This window comes from Candidatus Limnocylindrales bacterium (assembly GCA_035559535.1).
In the GTDB taxonomy this organism is placed as follows: Bacteria; Moduliflexota; Moduliflexia; order Moduliflexales; family JAUQPW01; genus JAUQPW01.
Genome location: DATMBG010000033.1, coordinates 1 through 21,880 on the forward strand (window position 1 = coordinate 1; position 21,880 = coordinate 21,880).

A 21,880-nucleotide genomic window follows, 5' to 3' on the forward strand; every position below is an offset into this window, starting at 1 on the left:
GCTGAGTTCCAAGGCGCGAAGACGGCGGCCTTCGCGCCAATCCTTAGTTTGGTTTGACAGGGTCAGTTTCATAAAATTTATTTTACTTCCCTGTCTAACTTATAGCTAGAGATTATTAGCAATTTATGCAAAGATCAGTAACAAGCCCGCGGTGCCAAAATCACAGGTGTGATTATTGGCCAGGGAAGCAAAGTTGACGCGACCCGCTATCAGGGTAGCAACCACGCTGGGCTCAGCCCGAAAGTAAAAAGCTTTATACTCACCGTCATGCCAGGGTCGGGTCTCAGCAGTCAGAGCACATTCCAGATTGATGCAAAAGAGATCCGCCTTTCGTAGGACAGGTAAGGTATTACCCCAAGGATAAGCGAATCCTTTTAAGGAGATGATCCTATTTACCATACGGCCTAGCATGACATCTCCAGCAATTGCAAGAGTTATAAGGTGACCCATGAAATGTTCTCCCTTCCCAATGGGGATCTTTATTTTTTGACCGACTATAATGGAATACTTTAAATAAGTTTCCTTCGAGTTCCCAACAAGGATAATTCAAGCTTCTGCAAAACTATCTTTAATCCAGGTGCCTTGGATATTAACTTTGTTGGGTCTGTAAATAATTTCCGCAATCATCATGCCAAAACTTCAAAATATGAAGATCTCACTTTGAGGTTTAGAATTACGGTTTAAAGTCGAAGATTAAAGGCATGCAAAATGAGTCGTTTAGTTTTTTAGCTTCAGCTTCTAAAAAGTTATGCCTTTTGTCCAAAAATCTTGCGGGATCGGCCAAAATCTAATATCTATCCCTTAGATTTATAAGAATATCGAATCATGTCAGAAATTAAGATGAAAATTTTCTGAAATCATTGTAAATTCAACAAGTGTAAAGTTTTTAATATCACATCAGATAATGTTGGAAACTAGGACAAAAATTAATTTGCATAATTAACCAAAGAGATCCTTGGGATCATTCTTAAATGGTAAGAATTAAACCTTTTTTCTTGGCACACTTCCAAAGTTTATTATATTTACCAACCAAACTTTTAAGATTGGGTGGCTTTGGCACGGCAATTGCGAAGTTTCCTTTTTAAGGAATCGATAAGACTAATACCTAGTCCATTTAATTCTGGCAATTGAATCAATCCTTAAAGCTCCAGAGGAGCGTCCTGGTCTTATAGGTAGCTTCCGGTGAAAGCTTTCCAAGCCTCGGAGGGGCTGTTTTAAGCATTGGATATACAAGGCGCTAAGGCTAGAAAAAGAAAGAATCCTCGTTTATAATCGCCCTGCTGGGGCTTTTAGGGAAATTTTATCTAAATTAAATGGATTGTGTGCCTAAATGATTACCAACTTGAACGTGTGTGGTAGGAACACGGGCGTCTTCAGCCGCTATGGTTGTAATCGGATAAAGATTAGAGGAGAGCTTTGACCGGGTTACTTTTGTCCGGATAAGAAAAGATTTATTTATCAGAGGCTAACTACTGCTGGAAGAGGCAATTGATGGAGTAACCTGGTTAAGGTTTTGTTATATGCCAAAGAAAAAGATAAAAGATTCAGATTTTGAAGAGTTGCTAGAAGCCTGTCGAGAAGTCATCTATACTTATCATGAAGCTGCAAGCCCCAGAGTATCCTCAAATTTCGAAGAGGCCCTTGCAGAGCTTGAAGAGATAGTGGGAAAATACGGTCCTATTCCCCTTCCAGAGGAAGAAGAAGAGGAAGAGTGGAGTGGAGAAGAAGAAGAGGAACAGGAATGGGGTGAGGAGGAAGAGTACGACAAGTAATCTTTGAGTTTAGAGATCGGAAAGCAATTCATCTCTATTTAGATTTAGTATAAAATATAAAAATCTAGTGACAGAGGACAAGATGATAGAAGGGAGAAAATGGGCGCCCTTACACACCTAAGAAAAACAAAAAAGAGCGTTATCCTGGCTAATAAAATTTCTACCACGATCATTACGGCGGGAGGTATTCTGGTGATTGTAGCTGTATCAGGGATTTTGCTTTTCCTGGTGATGGTTGTGATTCCGCTCTTTCAAGGAGCAAAAGTAACTTCTTTTACCTCCTATAAGCTTCCTTTAAAAGAGGTGGACCCACTCTTTGCCGAGGTGGATGAATACCATTCCCTGGGAATCGTTCTATCCAGGAAGGGAATCCTCACCGCTTTTCATGCTGCTACTGGAGAGAAAATATTTGAAAAGGAGTTGATAACTTCCGGGGCCGAAGTAACAGCGTTTTCCCGGACGTTGCGAGGTGGTTATACAGCCCTGGGACTGACCACTGGAGAGATCTCCTTGGGAAATCTCTCTTTTAAATCCTTGTTTCTCGAAGAAGAGAAAATTCCAGGGAGCCTCAAAAATCTAAATATCGGGGCACCTGTTATTTTCGAGAAAGGGGTTCTGCAGAGAGTCTCAGAAAGTTTATACCGAAAGATTGAAGTAAATATAGACTTTGCTTCACCCCTCAGAATAGGAGCAGGTGAGATTCCAGTGGTTTTAATAGATTATAAGCCTCTGGAAGACCAAAATGAAGCTATTGTGGGACTTAAGGCCGATGGTCAGTTACTCCTCAACAAGATTAAGAGGAAAAAGGACCTCCTCACGGGTAAAGTAACGACGAGTTTGGATACATGGGAAATTCCTCACGAGTTTCCTCTAACCGGATCAACTCTTCCCAACAAACTTCTGTTGAACTCCTATGGGGATCAACTCTATCTGGTTTGGAAGGATGGGACGCTCCATCGGTATAATCTTCGGGATCTTAAAAATCCCACCGTTGCTGAAAAAATAAACGTCGTTCAACCAGGGGTCGTGGGCAATGAACAACGAACACTCTCCCAGTTAAGCTTCATGATCGGAGACCAATCCTTAATCTCTGCAGATTCCTCTGGAAATGTCATAGCCTGGTTTCGGATAGAAAGAGGCTGGAATGCCCGGGGAAGTGATGGATACGAACTTGTTCCAGCCCATAGCTTGGAAAAGCATCGAAGCGCAATATCCGTCCTGGCCATATCGCCCCGAGATAAGAGCCTGGTTACCGCCGCACTGGGAGGGGAAATCTTTCTCCGCCACATGACTTCAGAAAGGGTTCTTATCCGGTTGGACCTCCCTTCTAAAGAAGAAATTATTACTCTCCAACTCACTCCCAAAGCAGATGGTATCTTTGCTGTAGATAAATCGCTGACAGCTTATATGTGGAAGATACACAATCCTCATCCAGAGATATCTTTAAAGACTATCTTCGGTAGGGTTTGGTATGAAGGGTATCCAGAGCCCACTTATACCTGGCAATCTTCCGGTGGTACAGACGATTTTGAGCCGAAGCTCAGTTTAATTCCCTTGATTTTTGGTACTTTTAAGGCAACCCTTTATTCCTTGTTATTTGCTATACCTGTTGCTATTTTGGCTGCAATTTATACCTCTGAGTTTCTGGATAAAAAGCTTAAAGCTTTCTTAAAACCTGGGATCGAAATGATGGCCTTTTTACCCAGTGTCATTTTAGGCTTCATTGCTGCACTGATTTTGGCCCCCTTTGTTGAAAACTGGGTTTTATCGGTGATATTTGCCTTTGGAGTGACCCCTCTGATCCTCCTCTTGTTAGGTTATATCTGGCAACTTCTACCGAAAAGAATCACGCTCAGGCTCTCGGGTGTACGTCAACTTGTTAGTATTGCAGCAATTATGATTCTATGGATTGTTTTTTGCTTGACGGACGATATAGGTTTACTTGTGGAGGATAAGGTTTTTAATGGAGATTTCAAAGCCTGGTTAGACGGGAAGACCGGAACCGGGACCCCCCTCTGGTTTGCGGTGTTTTTTCCATTTTCATTGCTCCTCACTTTCCTGACTCAGAAAAAGTATCTAGATCCGGTCATCCGGGAAAAAATATCTTATGCAAATCAGTTTACCATGGGTTTGATGGAGATTACCAAAGCACTCTCTGTTTTGATAGGATCAGTTCTTTTAAGTTATTGGGCAGGATGGTTTTTAACTGGGTTAGGTTTTGATGCCCGGGGTGAATTGGTGGGGACTTATGTGCAAAGAAATACCCTGATTGTGGGATTTGCCATGGGATTTGCTGTTATTCCCCTCATCTATACCCTTACCGAGGATGCTTTATCCTCTGTTCCTGAGTCTTTACGTGCGGCCTCGTTAGCCTGTGGGGCTACACAATGGCAAACCACCACACGGATTGTTATACCTGCTGCGGCCAGTGGTATCTTCTCTGCTGTGATGGTTGGCTTAGGAAGAGCGGTTGGTGAGACAATGATTGTTGTGATGGCAGCCGGAAATACACCGATTCTGGATCTTAATATTTTTAACGGATTTCGTGCATTGTCCGCTAATATTGCCATAGAGCTACCCGAAGCTGTTAAAGACAGTACGCTTTACCGGATGCTCTTCCTTGCGGCACTTCTACTTTTTGGGATAACTTTTATCATCAATACGATAGCTGAGGTTGTCCGGATCAGATTTAGAAGTAAAACTTCTCAACTCTAATCGGCTATCAACCGCAGCTTTTCGGTCATCAATTGTTAAAAGCTGATAGTCTGAGAGCCGGGAAATTGAAGAAAAGGAGAACTTCGAGATTTATTACACGGGGAGAACCTATAATTTGGTTGACCGGAGGAGCCCTGGCTCTTGCTACCTTAATGATTCTCGGGTTACTTTTCCTGGTTTTTTATCAGGGAATCTTAACCTTTTGGCCCAAACAGCTTGTCAGGATCATCGATCGACAGGGAAGGAGGTATCTGGGAGAAGTCTCTCGGCGAGAGCGCTATTATCCCGGTCAAGGGGATAGACGTATGGAAGTGCAGGAGTATGGAGGTAGAGAAGGATCCCCCACACTCCCACGTCCCCACTCCTCAAATGGGGTCACCGAAAGAATCCTGGTTAAGATCGGAAATTACGATCTTTATGGCGAGGATTTCAGATGGATTCCCCTTTTTGAGATTCAGAAAAAAGAATATCCTCCGGAAGCTGTGACTTTAGAACGATTAGAATGGGGACCTTTCTACGGGTTTATGGAAGAGGTTCGGATCGATGGAAATACAGTAGCCAGAGGCCCTGAGGAGAGCTGGAAAAAGTTTAAAGAATTTCATAGCCCGGCGAGGGCACGATACTTAAAGATTAGGTCTATAGAAAAGAAAGATCTGGGAGAAGTCAACTTCCAATTAGAACGACTGAGATTAAACCTCAGAAGAGCTGAGTTAGCCTATGGAAGGAATACGGATCCTTATAATCAGATAAAAGCCCAAATCGAGAAGGAAGAAAGCCGATGGACAACCCGATATAACCAGCTTAGTGAAGAGATTGCACAACTTCGTAGGGAAAATAACCGCTACCAGATTTTACTTAAAGAGGTAGGGGGAAGGACTAAGGAAATCAAGGTATTTGAGGTAATTCGCGCCTATCATCCTAATCAGATGGATTTTATGGAAAAGCTTAGAGTCTATCTCTCTCGCTGGGGGGAGTTTTTAAGCAAAGAACCTCGCGAGGCTAACACAGAAGGCGGAGTCTTCCCGGCCATCTTTGGGACTTTCATGATGACAATCCTTATGTCTCTGGCTGTGGTTCCTTTTGGAGTGATCGCAGCTTTATACTTAAAGGAATACGCTAAGCAGGGACTTTTAATATCCAATGTGCGGATTGCAGTTAATAATCTGGCTGGTGTACCTAGCATCGTTTTTGGTGTCTTTGGCCTCGGCTTTTTCTGTTATAGAATTGGAGGGACCATCGATTCCATTTTTTTTCCTGAAAAGCTGCCGGTGCCTACCTTCGGTACCGGCGGGATTCTTTGGGCTTCTCTGACCTTAGCTTTACTTACAATACCTGTGGTTATTGTATCAACGGAAGAAGCCCTGGCAGCTGTTCCTCAAAGCGTACGAGAGGGTTCCTATGCCTGTGGTGCTACTAAGTGGCAGACCATCCGAAGGATTGTGCTCCCTCAGGCAACTCCTGGTATCTTGACAGGGTTGATCCTCGCCATGGCCCGGGGAGCTGGCGAGGTCGCCCCCCTCATGATCACAGGTGTGGTTAAACTCGCTCCAGAACTCCCCTTAGACCGACATTTCCCTTATTTTCACCTGGAGAGAAGTTTTATGCATCTGGGATTTCACATTTACGATGTGGGATTTCAATCTAGAAACTCGGAGGCCGGTAAACCTATGGTATTCACGACGACGCTTCTCCTGATTCTGCTGATTGTTACCTTGAATGCTGCGGCCATTTATCTGCGGAATAGATTGAGGAAAAAGTATCAAATAGGACATTTCTGAAACAGAAAACATAACTCCCTGATGTTTTCTGTTATATCAATACCATGAAAAAAAACCCACAGGAACTTGTAGATTCAGAGCCTGCCATTCATCCAGAACTTGAAGCTGAAAAGATAGTGTTGGATATAGACCATTTTAACCTTTGGTATGGCTCTCAGCAGGCGCTCTATGATATCAACATGCATATCCCTTCCCATAAAGTGACCGCTCTCATAGGACCCTCCGGATGTGGAAAATCCACGTTGATACGTTCTATCAATCGATTGAACGATTTAATAGATAATGTCCGTATTGAAGGGGAAATATGGTTAAATGGAGATCCTATCTATGCACCTGACGCGGATGTCATTGAATTGCGAAAGCGGATTGGAATGGTCTTCCAAAAATTTAATCCCTTCCCTATGAGCATATACGAAAACGTAGCTTATCCCCTTCGGATTGATGGAGAGAATCGTAAAGCTATCCTGGATGAAGTTGTGGAGCAAAGTTTAAAAAGGGCTGCACTTTGGGATGAAGTTAAGGATCGGCTTCGTGCTTCGGCTCTGGAGCTTTCTGGAGGCCAACAACAACGCCTGTGTATCGCACGAGCCATTGCCGCAGAGCCGGAAATTCTGCTCATGGATGAGCCCGCTTCGGCCCTGGATCCCATAGCAACAGCAAAGATTGAAGATCTTATCCATACTCTAAAAAGGGAGTTTACCGTCATCATCGTAACGCATAATTTACAACAAGCCGCACGTGTTTCAGATTATACGGCTTTTATGTATCTGGGAAGACTTATTGAATTTGGCCCGACGGTAGTTATGTATCAAAACCCCATAAAATCCCAGACCGAAGATTACATAACCGGTCGATTCGGATAGGATTTGTCCGTAGCCCGTGGTTCACTGTCCCTTTGACCTCTTAATTAAGATTAGAATAGAGCCGGTCAGGACAGGCTTTGAACTTACCGAGGGGCAAGTTCTTTACCGCTGATGATGGGCGACGGACAAGGGATAAAAATGAGTGAGCACTTTTTTAGAGAACTTACAGAATTAAAGACAAAGCTGGTCGATCTGGGTCAGAGAGCCATAATCCAATTGAGAAATGCCATTTCCTCTCTGCTAACTAATGACTCTGCTCTGGCCCAGAAAGTTATCGAGCAAGAGATCGAAGTAGATCAGCAGGAAGTCAAGATCGAAGAGGAATGTCTGAAGGTCATTGCCCTTTACCAACCGGTATCCAGGGATCTACGCCTGATAGCAGCTATCTTAAAAGCTAACAATGACCTGGAAAGAATTGCCGATCATGCGGTTAATATAGCTCAGATTATGCTGGCTCTCCAGGACCATCCCATCAAAAATTTTCCCCCCCACCTGGGAGAAATGATTCAAAAAGTACTCGAGATCTGTCAGCGTGGACTTCAAGCATTTATAGATGGAAACCTGGAAGAGGCTAAAAACATTTGTAGGGAAGATCAAATTGTAGATGAATTGGAAAATTATATTTATGCCGAAACGAAAAAAGCTCGTGAGGAGGGAACCCTGGGATTTACCCATGCCCTTCAATTGCACCGATTTGCCAGAGAGCTGGAACGGGTTTCCGATCTCATAACCAACATTGCCGAAGATACCATTTATCTGATAACCGGTAAGATTATTCGGCATAGCCAGGATGTAAAGGGTTATTCCATTCCTACAACTCCTACAAGTGACATCGTAATCAAAGCCTCTGAGGAATCATTCCCGGCAAGCGATGCTCCGTCTTGGATACCTCTAACAACCCTGGGTCCTCCTCCGCCAGGCTTAAGATAAATTTCATGATGAATCAGTCTGTTCGCTAGGTAGGATCCGATGGCCAAAGTGCACATAGCTCTTTAGGCAAGAGACTCTGGATATCCTTCAGTTCTCCCTCAGAGATTCGTTTGGTGAGTACCTTAAAAACTGCGCGGGCTATCTGCTCGGGATTAACATTGGGGTCGTGCTTAAAGTATTCATGAATGTGATCCAGAAACTCCTCTTTGTGTTGGTCCTTGAAAGGTTTTCCTTTAAGATTCCAACCCTCATAGTAAAAACCACGAATCAACATGGGTAACTGAGCCCCCAGTTGAACGGCTTCCTCCACGGTCAGGCGGTCACGTAACGTGTGCAAAGTAGCACGCAGTGCCAGGTAGGCTTTGTGTTGATCCTCCCATCTTAATTCTTTCATAATATCCATCAGCCAGGTGTGTGTCTTCTGGACTGTAGTATCAAAGGCCTCTAATCCTGTTTCAGGCATACTCTTCTCCTCCTTTCGATAGAATCTCATCTCTTAAACAAACCCTCGCAATCAATATGCCAAACCTCTTCAGGAATTGGCCTGGAATGCATCATCTGAAAATTGATAAGTTACGGTCTTGGCAGTCTTTCTCAGACCTTCCCTCACCTCAGGGCACATCTCCAATACTATCCTTGACCCTCTTCGAAACCCGGCTTTGGAATGGAAAGTTTGTTTTTTGTGGTAGGATTTGCAAAATAAGCATAAAACCCCCTGTGAAAGGCTGTGTCTTAATTCCTGAAACCGTTCGAGTCTCCCATAAAAAGGGGTTTTTATCAAAAAGGTAAAATTTTTGTCTTAATCTCTGACATATCTCTTTATCTTGTAAATAGGAGATTTTGTTAGTATTGTAAAATTTTATGACAGAAAAAAGAGTTTTCCCTACAAAAAATTAAACTCTATCGAATATTGTAGAAATCCTATCCTAATTTAGAGTATTATATAATATTTTTTCTTAATATTAAACCTTTGTAGACCTCAAAACAGAGAACAGATCTTTCTCTCTTCTAAGAATAGAGTAACTACGGGCGACTTATATCAACAGATAGTCTGTGACAGGGTCGTCTATTATACCGATTCATCAAAGTAGTCGTACAAAAAGGAAATGGATTCCCCCCTTATTTCGAGGTTTTGGCATAACCATTGCCATATTAAAAGATAGAATTTTACTGCCTGTATATTGAAATACTGCATAAACTGTAAGGATAATGCCTTATGGCTACTTTCCTCCTCTGCAACTGAAAGAGAAAGGATGGAGGTAAGGTTGTTCGCTTCTAAAGCGGATCTGCGGATTTAATGGAAACTTAAAGGAAAGGAGGTGATTAGATGGCTATGACCGGATTAGGAGTTTTTGACAGTACAATTCAGAAGACTCATATCTGGCTCAATGATATCATGGAGGAGTTGGGCTGGAAGGACCGACAGAGGGCTTATCAGGCGTTACGTGTTACTTTACATGCACTCCGTGACCGTCTGACCGTGGAAGAGGCTGTCCAACTGGGAGCTCAATTACCTATGTTGGTTCGTGGCTTCTATTATGAGGGTTGGAATCTTAAAGGAAGACCTTTTAAGGAACGACATAAAGAGGAGTTCCTGGCTCATATTCGTAGTTATTTCAAAGATGACCCTGAGGTGGATCCTGAACGGGTCGTTCGTGCGATCTTCAAGGTACTCACCAAGCGGATCCCCGAAGGGGAAATTAAGGATATCAAACATCTCTTACCTGTGGAGTTACGAGAACTCTGGCCCACAGAACCTACTTAAGATATAAACAGCCCAGAGTCCATCCCGGCTTATAAGAAAAGTTCTATATTCTGGAGCCCGATATCTCGATTGGAGTCAGTCTTTATTTTCAAGGATTAGGAGTTGGCATAGTTATTGCCATGTTTGATTAAGCAGACAAATCAGCAAAATCAGCTTTTTTCGGAATCCCAGGTCGAAGAGGATACTATAAGCATGATGAAGGTGACTCTTGAGTATCTCCAGGCCTGGCTCTAAAATCAGATCCTAAGGATTAATTAATTCGAAGAGCACAATACCTGTTAAGTTTCAAGTATCCCCAAACAGGAACGATATCTCTTTCGGCTTAATTAATCCAAAAGAAGGAGGTTGGTATTATGGCCCTTGAAAAATGGAGTCCTTTTACTTCTCTAGAGCGATGGGAAGAGAGATGGGATCCCTTTAAATGGATTTCCCAGGTACAACGAGAAATAAACCGATTATTTGAGGAGACTTTCCCAGAGCGTGAGTTAGAACCTATCTCTCTGAAAAGATGGTATCCGAAGTTGGACATGGTTGAAACGAAAGACGAGATAATTGTTCGGGCAGATCTTCCCGGTGTGAAACAATCCGATATAGACGTATCGGTCAGTAATGGCAATCTGGTGATTCGAGGAGAGCGAAAAGAAGAGAAAGAGATCAAAGAAGAGAATTACTATCGGCGAGAGCGGGAGTATGGTGCCTTCAGGAGGACTATCCCACTTCCCAGTGGAGTTAACGCCGAACAAATTAAAGCCACCTATCAAAACGGGGTTTTGGAAGTTAAGTTTCCAAAGCCAGAGGAAGCGAAGGCAAAACAGGTCAAGATCGAAGTAAAGTAGAAAAAAGCAAGGAGCAAGACCAAATTTCACCCATTCGATTATAAAGTAGTACAAGAAGGAAACCCCCTTCCCAAGGAGGGGGTTTCTGGCAAAAGGGGGGTTATATGATTGTAGAGTTAAGTATTATCCCCGTAGGAAACCTGGAAGGGGCCAGTATAAGCGGTCCTTTAGCCGAAGTCTTAAAGATCATAGATGAAAGTGGGTTAAAGTATCAAGTTACAGCCAGCGGAACGATTATTGAAGGTACCTGGCAGAAAGTATTTCCTGTCATCCAGAAATGTCATGAAGCGGTGAAGCATCGGGCAGGGCGGGCTATTACCCATATATCTATCGATGATCGGGAAGGGAAAAGGGAAACCATGGAAGAGATGGTGGAATCGGTCGAGGAGAAGGTTGGCAAAGAACTGAGAACCTGCATTCACCATGGATGAAAAGGTTTATGGTTCTTATAGAAAAGTCAATCTTTACCAGAAAGGCCTTTGGGTTTAGAGCATCTGTTGCGCCTGTTATATCTCTGTATGGAACAGACGCAACAGGTGTATCTTTGCTACAACCCCCAACTTAGTGGGTACGGAGATATAGGATAACCACCAGATCGCCATAGGAATAGGGTTTAATCTCACCTGCTAAGCATTTATGACCTTCCAGGTCGTCACAAAACGTGAAATCCCACAGGGATTTTCATTTTCGTTTGAAGTGATACAGATACCGTTACTTTTATTGGTCCGTAGATAAAACATTGGAGGTAAAGGTATGCCTTTTCAAAACCGAGAACAAGCCGCCCGTTTGCTGGCCAAAAAATTGATCAACTACAAGGGTCAAAATCCTTTGGTGTTAGCAATTCCACGAGGTGCTGTTCCCATGGCTAAGATTATTGCTGATATCTTAGAGGGCGAGTTAGACGTAGTGCTGGTCCGTAAGCTGAGGGCACCTGGTTACCCTGAATTAGCCATCGGCTCGGTAGATGAAGCCGGTCATATCTATTTAGCAGAGCATATTGGCGACTTTGGGATCCAGGATGAGCATAATAAGTATATTGAAGGGGAAAAGAGAATCCAAATGGAGACCCTGCGCAGACGTCGTAATCTGTATACCCCGGTACGTCCTCCCATCAGCCCCGCCAATCGTATTGTGATCGTTGTGGACGATGGGATCGCCACCGGGTCTACCATGATTGCAGCATTACGTGCAGTACGGGCTAACAACCCGGCAAAGCTCATTGTTGCCACGGCCGTGGCACCCCTTGAAGCCTTACGGCGAATAGAGAAAGAGGCAGATGAGGTGGTATGCCTCGAGGTACCGCCCGTTTTTTTCGCCATAGGAGATTTTTTCGAGGATTTTTCACAGGTTTCCGATGAAGAAGTGGTAGCAATCTTACAGCAAAGTAATTCTAAGCATACATTGGAAGAATAGAACTCGTGAAGGTATCCTGGCGTCTTCTTCACCTGATTTTCAACCTGACTTGCTGAACTTATCAGATCCCTGGCGTTAATAGAGTTTTCTTATATAAAACTTCTTGCCTTTATATTCCGTCTCTATGAGTTGACCCCGATTGATTAACTTCTGAATGGTGGACCAGTTAGCTTTAGCTTTTAGCAGGAACTCCTTCACGGCGTCTTCCCTCATGGGATGTACTGAAGTAATGCTCAACAAGTCTTCTTCAATATTTCCCGTAAAAGTAAAAGCAGTACCTTCATAGCCCAGAAGGCACTCTACATGATGAATTCTCTCGCTAAGGATCTGATAGGCTCGATTGATAGTTTCCTCATCAGGAGGTTGGACCCATTTTTCTGCAGGGGGCCTTGTAGGAATAGCTAGATAAGCTTTAAGAGGTCTCAACCGGGTCAGAAAAGCAGCAACCTCTTGAATAAGATCCTCACTATCATTGACCCCTTTGACTAGCATCGTCTCTGTGACCAGCTCTCCTTCATAAACCCGGGCGAACTCAAGCATCCCACTTAAAATGGAGGCAAATCGCAAACTTTGATCCGGTTGATTAATCCTCCGCCAGACCTCTTCCCGGGTAGAATCGACCTTCAGAGAAACCCAATCTGCTTTCATAAGGTCTTCCCTGACATCCGTGCGCCAGATAAGGGAAGCATTGGTGATGACTGCAATTCTAATCCCTAAAGGTTTTAATAATTCGATTTCGCGACCGAGATTAATATCCAGGGTAGGTTCACCATCTGGCACGAAGGTAAGATAGTCAATGGATTCTCCAATATCCTTTACTTTTTTTATTTTTTCTTCCACCGCCTTCAAAATCTCCTCCGGTTTATAAAATGCCCGACGCTCAACCTGGGTCTCGACCGTACGTCCGAGCTGACAATACACGCAAGAGTAAGTGCAGACTTTGGAAGGAGTTGAAATGTTGTTAATTCCTAGACTTCGCCCTAAACGTCTGGATGGAATCGGCCCAAAAGTAATCATAGGCTTGACCTCCTTAGACTCTATTTTACCCTGATTGTTCCCAGGTACTGTTTTTCTTGGAGCTAGCTCCGACTCATCTCATAAAGCACTCAAATCTTTTTCGTCCCTTCAACCACATAATGGTAGGGATAAATTCCATGCTCGCGCAGATGTTCAAAGCCTGCAGCGTGTAAGGCTGCCCAAAGCGTTTCAAGAGAAACTCTTACTTCTAGGGGCGGTCCCATGGAAGTCTCAATCGGCTTCCAGTCGACCAGAAATAGAGAACCACCTGGTTTAAGAATTCGCCAGATTTCCCGCAAAAATGCATCAGGTGCTTCCAGCTCGTGGAAGAGGTTGATTGAATAGGCAACATCTACACAGGCTTCGGGTAAAGGGATTTCCCGCTCACCAGAATGCACTGCTAGGATATTTTTTAATCCTCTAGCCTGAGCTCTCCGTTCAAGTTCTTGCAGCATTTCAGGCAAAATATCAACGGCGTAGATCCTTCCTTCAGGACCAATGCGTTCGGCTACCGGGAGCGTGAAATATCCTGACCCGCACCCAATATCCGCATAACTCATGCCCATTCGGGGTTGCAAGACTTCTAAGAAGGCTTCCACCCCTTGCCAACGGGCACGTTCAGAGTTATCAAGCTTTTCGATATTCTTAGGATCAAACTTGTGGGGCATTATAAAAACCTCCTGACTTAATTTGTGGATTTATCAAGTGTTCCTGGCATTAACGAAACCTTTTTGTCTTTCTGTTCCATCTCTATGAATTGACTTCGATGGATGAACTTTGGAGCTGAAAATGGGATGAATTTTTCGTTAAACTAACGTCGTCTCCAACCAGCCCAAACCGGAAAACCCTTCTCATCCCGAAGCTTTAATACTTCCTCACCCTTTTTGACCTCAGCCGCAATGATAGCCGGTTTTCCTTCAAAGGTGATCCTCGAACCGGTAATCTCAACTTTGTCCCCGGGCTCAATCTTGGTATCCTGGTTCTCCAGGTACCAGCTCGGTCCTAAATGAACCGCAATGGTCTCCTGATCCGTTTTCACTGTCAGATGGATGCCTTCAAACATCCCTTTCATAGGAGTAAATCTCTCCACACTGACCACCTCTCCACTAAGGGTTTCAACGGTTTTGGGGTCATACATCTTCCCATACGGGGTTCCTATCCCCCATCCCCCACCCCCTCTCCATTTTATGCCCCGTTGGGTGGCAAAAGTCTCTAGGGTAAGAAAAAGACTCATAAGGAAAATCATTATTACCATAGTCCCGACCTTTTTCATGTGGTCCTCCTTTTTGGTTGTTTTTAACCCACCCCATTTCAGCTAACTTTATGGAAAGACTCCCCTGCTATCAGGTCAAACCACCCGGTGACCAGACATTGAAGGAATAATGCAACCGATAGACCAGGATTCATAAAAACATCGGAATCTTGTTGTAAGATAGAACTATACAGATGATTACCAATAGCAGACCAAAGGTAAGGGGACACTTAGGGGAGGGTACAGGATCATGCCAGCTATCTTAAAATCTTATGGGATCAACAAAAGCCTGATAATTATGAGGTCTATAGAGTAGTGTCAGAGATAAAGACAAAGACCTGAAGATATCAAGAAAATTTTTAATATTTATAAAGGGTTCATAAGAAGTATCAGACAGCATCAGAAATTAAGACAAAAAATAGAGGCAAGAATTCAAAATCCGACTGATGGAGTTTTCCTGTCAATTTTAAAAAATGTGAGAATTTAGATGGCAGTAGAATTTCATGTTTTGAAGCTCTGGCACAATAATTGCTGGATTTCTTTGTCAAAGTCCCTTACCATAATCTAAACAATCAGGAGGTTGTGTAACGATTAGTTATTCATAGCCTAATTTATAGAACCCGCCCTATATCTGACTACATGGGTGGAAATTAGACAAGGAGGTTTATTATGCCGTACTGTTGTGGTTATTACCATCACCATTTACATCCCCCCCCACTGGCTCCGCTGGATCTGGCCCGAACCTTATCCACCGTACCCTGGACGTTACCCTTTATCAGCCCGTGAGGATTACGTCCGGAGTTTAGAAGAGGAGCGTGATATACTGGAGCAGCGGTTGCGACGCCTGGAGCGAGAACTGGAGGAACTGCGTAAGGGGGGCCGATCTCAACAGGGACAAGTCTGAATACTGAAATTTGTAGGAGTGAGCCCAAGGATCACTCCTACTTACGACCTCATTTCTGAATGGCGCCTGGACGGCAGGAAGTTGTTAATGGATGGTGTGGTATAATGGCACAAGCTTCAGGATCCAGCGGGTCATGTACGCCCCAGCCCGGGATGACCCGGCCACTCCAGGTATCATGACTGCCCACGCCCGCCAATCCAGCGTTCATGCATAGGCTACACCCCTCAGCTTCAGTCCTGCTAAGCGATCCCATTGCCTGAGTCTTTCGGTGGTCCCGGCCACTGTCAATCCTTCTGGACGCATACCCACCTGCTTCAGGGTGTTGTCAATAGAGAGACTATGTCAGGGGGTTGTATTCATAAGTAATTTGTTAAATGGGTTGAACAGCATCAAAAATTAGAATAAACCATAAGATCACGAGGTCTCGTGGTGTGGACAATGTAACAGTATGGGTACAGAAGTACCCCGTAACACCTTATCAGCTACACTACCTATCAACAGACGTGTTAAGCCACTGTAACCATGCGTTTCCATGGCAATCAGATCTATTCCATGTTTACTCGACTCTTCGAGTATGATAGGGGATGGATTCTTACCGATAACGACTCTTGTCTGGATTCGTAGGGACACACTATCGCGCGCCCTTGCCTGCGCTTGCAATCGTTCCGCTAGACCAGTGAGATAGGCCTCTGCTTCCCTCTGCGGCTGATCTAGAAGTTGTTGTTCTAACTGAATTGGATATTGGGTGGCTGAGTAATCAATAGGGGTCATTGGCTCAATAACCCGGAGCAATGTATAGTCAGCTTCCATTAACTTACCCAGTTCTATCGCGTACTCTAACACCTGCTCAGCGAGGGTTGAGCCATCTAGGGGAATCAATATATGCTGGAAGATTTGCTCCTGGCTGAGATTCGGCCCAAATTCTTCTGTTTCCCGTGATCGAACCAACAAAATAGGGATTGATGCATGTCGTACAAGCCAATCTGTGACACTGCCGAGCCAGAAACGATTCAAAGCACCATATCCATGTGTGGTCATCACTATCAGATCTATACCTGCAGTCGCTATGAAGTTATTAAGCGTCTCAGCAACCTGTCCTGGCTGTCCGTCAAGCAAGGAAGCAGTAACCAGAGTTGTCATATCGGTCGCCAGGTTTTCAACTACCTTGCTTAGGTATGCCTGCTCATATTCTTTAAGTCGTTTATCCAATGCCTCATCGACGGTAACCTTACTACTTATATAATCTACCTGCTTCCCTTCGATGGGTACATGCACAAGGACCAATCGAAGTGTTGCGTTCGCCCGACGCGCAATACTTCGCGCCAGAGGTAGGGCGTGTTCCGCAAAGGCCGAACCATCGAGGGGGGTAAGAATAGATCGATACATACTACTTTCCCTCAGGTTAGGAAGTCCGTCTTTCTGTTTTGACAATCCCAACCTGGGTTATGGATAAGTAACCTTTAGCACAACGGCCTTGATAATTTACTGATCCAAGTTTCAACAGCTACTTGAACTTCGAATTTGTAACTGCTCACCCTCTCTCCCAACCCTTCTCCCACGCTGTGGGAGAGGGAAGTGGAATAGGATAGCAGATTGCTTCGTTATGCGCTCCCTCTCTCGAAGCCTCGGAAGAGGGAGTTCAGGGAGGTGAGGGCGAGCAATTACTCGAATTCTTACAGAGCTATTTATCCTGAAGAATAATGCAATCCCTGAACCGAGGTCAATAAAAACTTTGAAACCCCTATCTTAGATATAGGATTCCACAGATGATTACAGATAGGAAATCAAAGTAGGGAAGACAATCTACTAAACCCCTTTGGAAGATATGGAGCCCCACGAGTTGTCCTAAAATCTTACAATACCAACAAAGGCCTGATATTCATAGAATCTATAAAAGAATGTCAAAAAAAAAGACAAAATTTAAGGATATCAAAAATTCCAATAAAAGATATAAGTTTTATCAAAAATTAAGATAAAACAAGGATAAAAGCTTAAAAGCAGGATAGATCAAGGTCCTATATCATTCAAACCAATAACCGGTATGGTATAGCTATTGCTCTGGATTAGTTAATAGAAATTTATAGAGTAGAGATCTTTTGAGAGCGGAGGTTTTCCTATGAGAGTCCCTAAATTTACCGAAATTCCCAAATTTATAAGGATTCTTTTAGTAATCCTGATTATTGTTCTTGTCTTAATTGCTGCCGGTATTATTTATGTTCAGCGAACCAACAATCGAATTACCATAACTATTGAGACAGAAAAAGCCCAGAAGAAAACGGAGGAAGTTATTGAAAAAGGGAAAGAAGTTGGATCTGAAGCCTTAAAGCAAGCCGGTAAGACCCTGGAAAAAGCTGGCGAGAAGCTAAAAAAGGAAGAAGTAGAGCCGACTCCCCCCGACAAGGAAAAACCGTAAGTTATGGATGAGAGAGCCAGATTTTTAGCTTAAGGTTAAGGCAGGATACTGCTGCTTAACATCTCTTTTAGTGAGATGGAGGAATTACACATGGTTTTTTTGTTGTTGTTACCACATTTTAGAACGGAGTACAAGTTAAAGATGATAGTTTTATAACTCTGTTGGAGATCTTTGCTTAATGAGCCTGAAGCGCGTTCTGATCCTCACTGTCTTTCTACAGATTCATGCTATTTTCCACTTTTATCCTACAGAAGGATCAGTTTCTGATATACTTAAAGACTTCTCCATGGGTTATTCTGATAAAGGATCCAATCAACACGTAGTGGTTAACATTCCGGCTTATCGGTTGACTCTTTATACACGTGACGAGGGTGATTCTTGGAAAACTTTAACAATCCCCATCGGAATCGGAAAAGGTACAGAGCCTTCCAATGAAACACCAGGGGGTGAAGGTTATCTTTACGCCAAGGAGACCGGGGTTATCTTCCGATATGGAAGTGAGAATCCAAAGAACCTGATCGGAAAAATCATTAAGTATTCTTACACCTTTGATAAAAAGACTTTAAAGCCCATTAAAATTCCTATGCCGAAGGATATGAAATCGGTGTTCATGATCATTTACAATCAAGAAACCCAAAGTGTGGACCAACAGTTTGTGCTCCATCAGACTACGGATTGGTATACTGTGCGGGCCCCGGCTTCTAATGGTTGTATTCGTATTGATGAAGAAGATATGCAGAATTTCTATAACAGCCTGGTACCTGACGTGAAATCCGGTAAATTTCCTCTTCCTGTACCTATTTCTATCCATTACGAGATCGTGGAGTATGACCGTCATTCCAGAAAGCTCCTTCTCCATGCAAATATATATCATAAACCCTTGAATTACCTCGATGAAATTTTGAAAGTTTTGCATCAAGAATCCATCGATTTACGACAGATCGATATTCCCAGGTTGAAATGGCGGATTGTGGAAGCAGAAACCCAATTTCAAATAGCCGAGCAATATATTCGAAAGAAATTGAGTCAGCCCCCTTTTAAACGGCTCCTTTTAGACGAAGAGAAGCAGCAGCTCCACTATTCTCTCTTCCTAAGTGAGGTCTTAAATGAAGCCAGATCATCAGGTAATGAAAGATATTAATTTTATAACCTATTATACCACCCATGTCTATGAAACCTTCAAGGCTCCATAGCTTGACAGCAAGGGTTTTTACAGATAAAAGCCTGGGGCTTTATCTTCAGGAAATCGGTAAAATTCCCACTACCACCAGAAAAGAAGAACAAGAGCTAGCTGAAAGGATCCAACAGGGGGATCAGGAAGCTCTTAATCGTCTGGTTGAAGGGAATTTAAAGTTTGTGGTTAAAATCGCCCAGGGTTATCAAGGATGTGGGCTATCTCTGGCCGATTTAATCAATGAAGGAAATCTCGGGCTTATTGAAGCCGCTAAGCGGTTTGACCCTTCAAAAAAAGTTAAATTTATCTCCTATGCCGTTTGGTGGATCCGACAGGCCATTCTACGGGCCTTATCTGAGCAGAGCCGTACCATTCGATTACCATTGAAACAGGGAGGGCTTTTGACAAAACTCGGCAGGGTATACAACGAGCTGATTCAGGAGAAAGAAGGAAAAGAGCCCACACCGCAAGAAATCGCTGAAAGGATGGATATTCCGGAGAAAGAAGTTCGAGCTATTTTGGAACTCTCGAAAAAGCCATTATCCCTTGATGTACCCTCTGTCGAAGATGAAGAAGTTACCTTGCTGAATTTTATTGCTAATAAAACCCTGGCACCAGATGAAATAATCATCAAACGCGCTCTCGTTGAGGAGCTTCATGGACTTTTAGATGAGTTAGACCCTCGTGATGCAACCATTCTTCGACTACGATATGGAATCGATGGGGAAAAGCCGATGACACTGGAAGAGATCGGTAAACGCCTACATTTAAGTCGAGAGCGGGTTCGACAACTTGAAAAGCGGGCGAAAGAGAGGTTGAAAAGGCGGGCGGATGCTAAAAGTTTGGGAGATTTCCTAAGTTAAAAGAACACAGAAGCAAAGAAAACGAAGTAATCTGTTTCTTTGCAGTGTTATCTTGATGAGGGGGTGTAAAGGGTCAGTTCATGAAGAAAAGGGTACAGCTACTATATTGTGATGCCTGCATTGTGGCTGAAAATTACCACGAATGGAGTGCTGACTTACGCCCCGGTGTCTGTGCCTGCTGTGGATGCAGGATTGTTTTGGATAACGGTAAGGCTTTAATCTGCGAGGGTTGCGTTGATGTGGGCTGGTACTTATGTGAATTTTGTGGTAATCCACAGAATGACAGTAAGGAAGAGACTTGCTGCGAGCAGAAAAAAGAAGAGCTATTTACAACCAGGAGGAAAGGGGAGGAAAAGTAATACCCTCTCCCCTCAGGGTGGCTCTCATACCGGTTACCTCGTCGGGAAGTTTAGTTTAAGCCTGTCACAAGAGTCCTGGCAGAGGCAGTTTTAGGTTTATTGTTAACTGGAAATGGTATAAAATCCTTCCCAATTCAGATAAAAAGGTAGATGGACGGAGTCCAAAGTTTTTAACTTAAGCCGATTATATTACCGGTTTCGTCAACATCCAACTTTGTGGCCTGTGAGATCTTGGGTAACCCTGGCATGAGTAACATATTCCCGGCTACCACTACGATAAATCCAGCGCCGGCTGATAGATGTGCATCGGTAACAGTCAGAATCCAATCCTTTGGGGCGCCAGGTAGTTTTGGATTATCTGAAAGAGAGGACTCCGTCTTAGCCATACATACAGGCAGGTGATTGAAGCCCAGTTCAGCAAATTTTTGTAGTTTCTGGAGGGCTTTGGACTCCACATGAATGGAACTTGCACCGTAGATCTCCTTTGCAATGGTTTCAATCTTCTCCTCTATACTCAATGTTAAGGGATAAAGAGGATGTACTGCCTCAGGACTGGAGATTTCCGCAAGCGTTATAACCTTTGAAGCCAGATCCCATGCACCGGATCCCCCCTTGTCAAAGACTTCAACTATTGAATTTTCGACATCTCTTTCCCTACAGAAATCCTGAACTCGTTGAATTTCAGTTTGAGTATCAGAGGGGAAGCGATTGATGGCAACAACGAAAGGCAAATTGAATTTTCGAAGGTTTTCCATATGTTTGGCCAGGTTACTAAAGCCGTGTTTCAAAGTTGCCATATCCTTAGAAACAGGTTCATTCTGTAAAGTTCCTTGAGATGCTAAAGCCCTTATTGTGACAACCAAAACTGCTAGGGTCGGTTTTATACCCGAGGCGGGCATTACGATATCAAGATACTTTTCCGCACCGAGGTCAGCTCCAAATCCTGTTTCATTCACAACGTAATCGGCAAGCTTTAGGGCCATTTTTTGTGAAATAATGCTGCTAGTACCATGGGCAATGTTTGCGAAGGGTCCAGCGTGAATCAATGCAGGAGTGTGTTCACTGGTTTGCACCAGATTGGGTAGAATGGCTTCCTTCAAAAGGACCATCATAGCTCCTGTAGCTTTTAAATCGACTGCACGAAGAATCCTCCCGTCCAGATCAAAACCGATTACCACCTCATTAAGTCTACGACGCAAATCCTCACGAGAATTAGCAAGGGCCAGTATGGCCATGATTTCTGATGCTGCTGTTATAACAAAACCGGTCTCCCTTGGCACACCATTTGCCTTCCCACCAAGACCTACGATAATGTGACGTAAGGCACGATCGTTCATGTCGACGGCACGTGGCCAGAAGATATTGTCGACGTCAATCCGAAGATCATTGCCGTGATGGATGTGCGAGTCAATCATTGCTGCCAGCAAATTGTGGGCTGCTGTTACTGCATGGAAGTCTCCTGTAAAGTGAAGATTGATCACCTCGCTGGGAAGTACTTTAGATTTTCCACCCCCCGTTGCCCCTCCCTTTACCCCAAATACAGGACCAAGGGAAGGTTCTCGTAACGTCACAACAGCCTTCTTTCCAATTTGTTCAAGGGCTTGTGCCAGACCAATTGAAACAATAGTCTTGCCTTCTCCGTAACGGGTAGGAGTCATGGCTGTGACCAGGATTAGCTTACCCAGGTCGGGGGTTTTAAACTGAGAGAGCAGATCCAATTTTAGTTTTGCGATGTACTTTCCGTAGTAATCCATATACTCGTCGGGAATTCCCAACTTATCTGCAATTTCCCGAACAGGTCGCATTCCGTCGGTCATAGTTTTTCC

The 21,880-nt window shown here is 43.7% G+C and carries 21 protein-coding genes; 14 read left to right on the forward strand and 7 right to left on the reverse strand.

What is annotated here, in order from left to right:
* Positions 1-123: 123 nt before the first annotated feature.
* Positions 124-450 carry a CapA family protein gene (locus VNM22_10470; GenBank protein ID HWP47575.1) on the reverse strand — a complete coding sequence of 109 codons (327 nt, stop codon included), beginning with the start codon at positions 448-450 and terminating at the stop codon, positions 124-126.
* 1,070 nt (positions 451-1,520) lie between these two features.
* Here VNM22_10470 and VNM22_10475 point away from each other — a divergent pair.
* From VNM22_10475 to phoU, 5 genes are all read left to right on the forward strand, one after another.
* On the forward strand, positions 1,521-1,772 hold the full coding sequence (locus VNM22_10475; GenBank protein ID HWP47576.1) for a hypothetical protein: 252 nt from the start codon (positions 1,521-1,523) through the stop codon (positions 1,770-1,772).
* 99 nt (positions 1,773-1,871) lie between these two features.
* Positions 1,872-4,487 (forward strand): ABC transporter permease subunit, encoded by a 2,616-nt coding sequence (locus tag VNM22_10480; GenBank protein HWP47577.1) that lies wholly within the window; start codon positions 1,872-1,874, stop codon positions 4,485-4,487.
* 65 nt (positions 4,488-4,552) lie between these two features.
* Positions 4,553-6,265 (forward strand): phosphate ABC transporter permease PstA, encoded by a 1,713-nt coding sequence (pstA, locus tag VNM22_10485; GenBank protein ID HWP47578.1) that lies wholly within the window; start codon positions 4,553-4,555, stop codon positions 6,263-6,265.
* 44 nt (positions 6,266-6,309) lie between these two features.
* Positions 6,310-7,128 carry a phosphate ABC transporter ATP-binding protein PstB gene (gene pstB / locus VNM22_10490; protein HWP47579.1) on the forward strand — a complete coding sequence of 273 codons (819 nt, stop codon included), beginning with the start codon at positions 6,310-6,312 and terminating at the stop codon, positions 7,126-7,128.
* 138 nt (positions 7,129-7,266) lie between these two features.
* Positions 7,267-8,058, forward strand: coding sequence for a phosphate signaling complex protein PhoU (gene phoU, locus VNM22_10495; GenBank protein ID HWP47580.1), 792 nt, complete (start codon positions 7,267-7,269; stop codon positions 8,056-8,058).
* Positions 8,059-8,083: 25 nt separating this feature from the next.
* On the opposite strand, the gene VNM22_10500 is transcribed toward phoU, so the two are convergent.
* The gene (locus VNM22_10500) at positions 8,084-8,521 is read right to left on the reverse strand and encodes a DUF2267 domain-containing protein (GenBank protein HWP47581.1); all 438 of its coding nucleotides are present in this window, start codon (positions 8,519-8,521) and stop codon (positions 8,084-8,086) included.
* A gap of 870 nt (positions 8,522-9,391) precedes the next feature.
* On the opposite strand from VNM22_10500, the gene VNM22_10505 reads away from it, so the two are divergent.
* From VNM22_10505 to VNM22_10520, 4 genes are all read left to right on the forward strand, one after another.
* Positions 9,392-9,823, forward strand: coding sequence for a DUF2267 domain-containing protein (locus VNM22_10505; protein ID HWP47582.1), 432 nt, complete (start codon positions 9,392-9,394; stop codon positions 9,821-9,823).
* A 353-nt stretch (positions 9,824-10,176) separates the two neighbouring features.
* On the forward strand, positions 10,177-10,659 hold the full coding sequence (locus VNM22_10510; protein ID HWP47583.1) for an Hsp20/alpha crystallin family protein: 483 nt from the start codon (positions 10,177-10,179) through the stop codon (positions 10,657-10,659).
* 104 nt (positions 10,660-10,763) lie between these two features.
* Positions 10,764-11,090: an MTH1187 family thiamine-binding protein gene (locus VNM22_10515; protein HWP47584.1), complete on the forward strand. Its 327-nt coding sequence runs from the start codon at positions 10,764-10,766 to the stop codon at positions 11,088-11,090.
* A 322-nt stretch (positions 11,091-11,412) separates the two neighbouring features.
* Positions 11,413-12,072, forward strand: a complete 660-nt coding sequence (locus tag VNM22_10520) for a phosphoribosyltransferase family protein (protein HWP47585.1) — start codon at positions 11,413-11,415, stop codon at positions 12,070-12,072.
* Between the two features lie 75 nt (positions 12,073-12,147).
* On the opposite strand, the gene VNM22_10525 is transcribed toward VNM22_10520, so the two are convergent.
* The 3 genes from VNM22_10525 to VNM22_10535 all read right to left on the reverse strand — a co-directional run bounded on the left by VNM22_10525 (position 12,148) and on the right by VNM22_10535 (position 14,323).
* Entirely contained in the window at positions 12,148-13,089 is a 942-nt protein-coding gene (locus VNM22_10525; GenBank protein ID HWP47586.1) for a radical SAM protein, read from the reverse strand.
* Positions 13,090-13,178: 89 nt separating this feature from the next.
* The gene (locus VNM22_10530) at positions 13,179-13,757 is read right to left on the reverse strand and encodes a class I SAM-dependent methyltransferase (protein HWP47587.1); all 579 of its coding nucleotides are present in this window, start codon (positions 13,755-13,757) and stop codon (positions 13,179-13,181) included.
* 143 nt (positions 13,758-13,900) lie between these two features.
* Positions 13,901-14,323, reverse strand: coding sequence for a hypothetical protein (locus VNM22_10535; protein ID HWP47588.1), 423 nt, complete (start codon positions 14,321-14,323; stop codon positions 13,901-13,903).
* Positions 14,324-14,984: 661 nt separating this feature from the next.
* Here VNM22_10535 and VNM22_10540 point away from each other — a divergent pair.
* Positions 14,985-15,245 (forward strand): hypothetical protein, encoded by a 261-nt coding sequence (locus VNM22_10540; GenBank protein ID HWP47589.1) that lies wholly within the window; start codon positions 14,985-14,987, stop codon positions 15,243-15,245.
* 91 nt (positions 15,246-15,336) lie between these two features.
* A complete protein-coding gene (locus VNM22_10545) occupies positions 15,337-15,459 on the forward strand; it encodes a hypothetical protein (protein HWP47590.1) in 123 nt (40 codons plus the stop codon).
* Between the two features lie 200 nt (positions 15,460-15,659).
* Here the strand turns inward: VNM22_10545 and VNM22_10550 are convergent, their stop codons facing one another.
* On the reverse strand, positions 15,660-16,631 hold the full coding sequence (locus VNM22_10550; GenBank protein ID HWP47591.1) for a universal stress protein: 972 nt from the start codon (positions 16,629-16,631) through the stop codon (positions 15,660-15,662).
* A gap of 730 nt (positions 16,632-17,361) precedes the next feature.
* On the opposite strand from VNM22_10550, the gene VNM22_10555 reads away from it, so the two are divergent.
* From VNM22_10555 to VNM22_10565, 3 genes are all read left to right on the forward strand, one after another.
* Positions 17,362-17,658, forward strand: a complete 297-nt coding sequence (locus VNM22_10555; protein ID HWP47592.1) for a hypothetical protein — start codon at positions 17,362-17,364, stop codon at positions 17,656-17,658.
* A gap of 286 nt (positions 17,659-17,944) precedes the next feature.
* Entirely contained in the window at positions 17,945-18,799 is an 855-nt protein-coding gene (locus tag VNM22_10560; protein HWP47593.1) for a L,D-transpeptidase, read from the forward strand.
* 29 nt (positions 18,800-18,828) lie between these two features.
* Positions 18,829-19,695, forward strand: coding sequence for an RNA polymerase sigma factor RpoD/SigA (locus tag VNM22_10565; GenBank protein HWP47594.1), 867 nt, complete (start codon positions 18,829-18,831; stop codon positions 19,693-19,695).
* A gap of 529 nt (positions 19,696-20,224) precedes the next feature.
* Here VNM22_10565 and VNM22_10570 read toward each other — a convergent pair.
* Positions 20,225-21,871 carry a formate--tetrahydrofolate ligase gene (locus VNM22_10570; protein ID HWP47595.1) on the reverse strand — a complete coding sequence of 549 codons (1,647 nt, stop codon included), beginning with the start codon at positions 21,869-21,871 and terminating at the stop codon, positions 20,225-20,227.
* Positions 21,872-21,880: the final 9 nt, after the last annotated feature.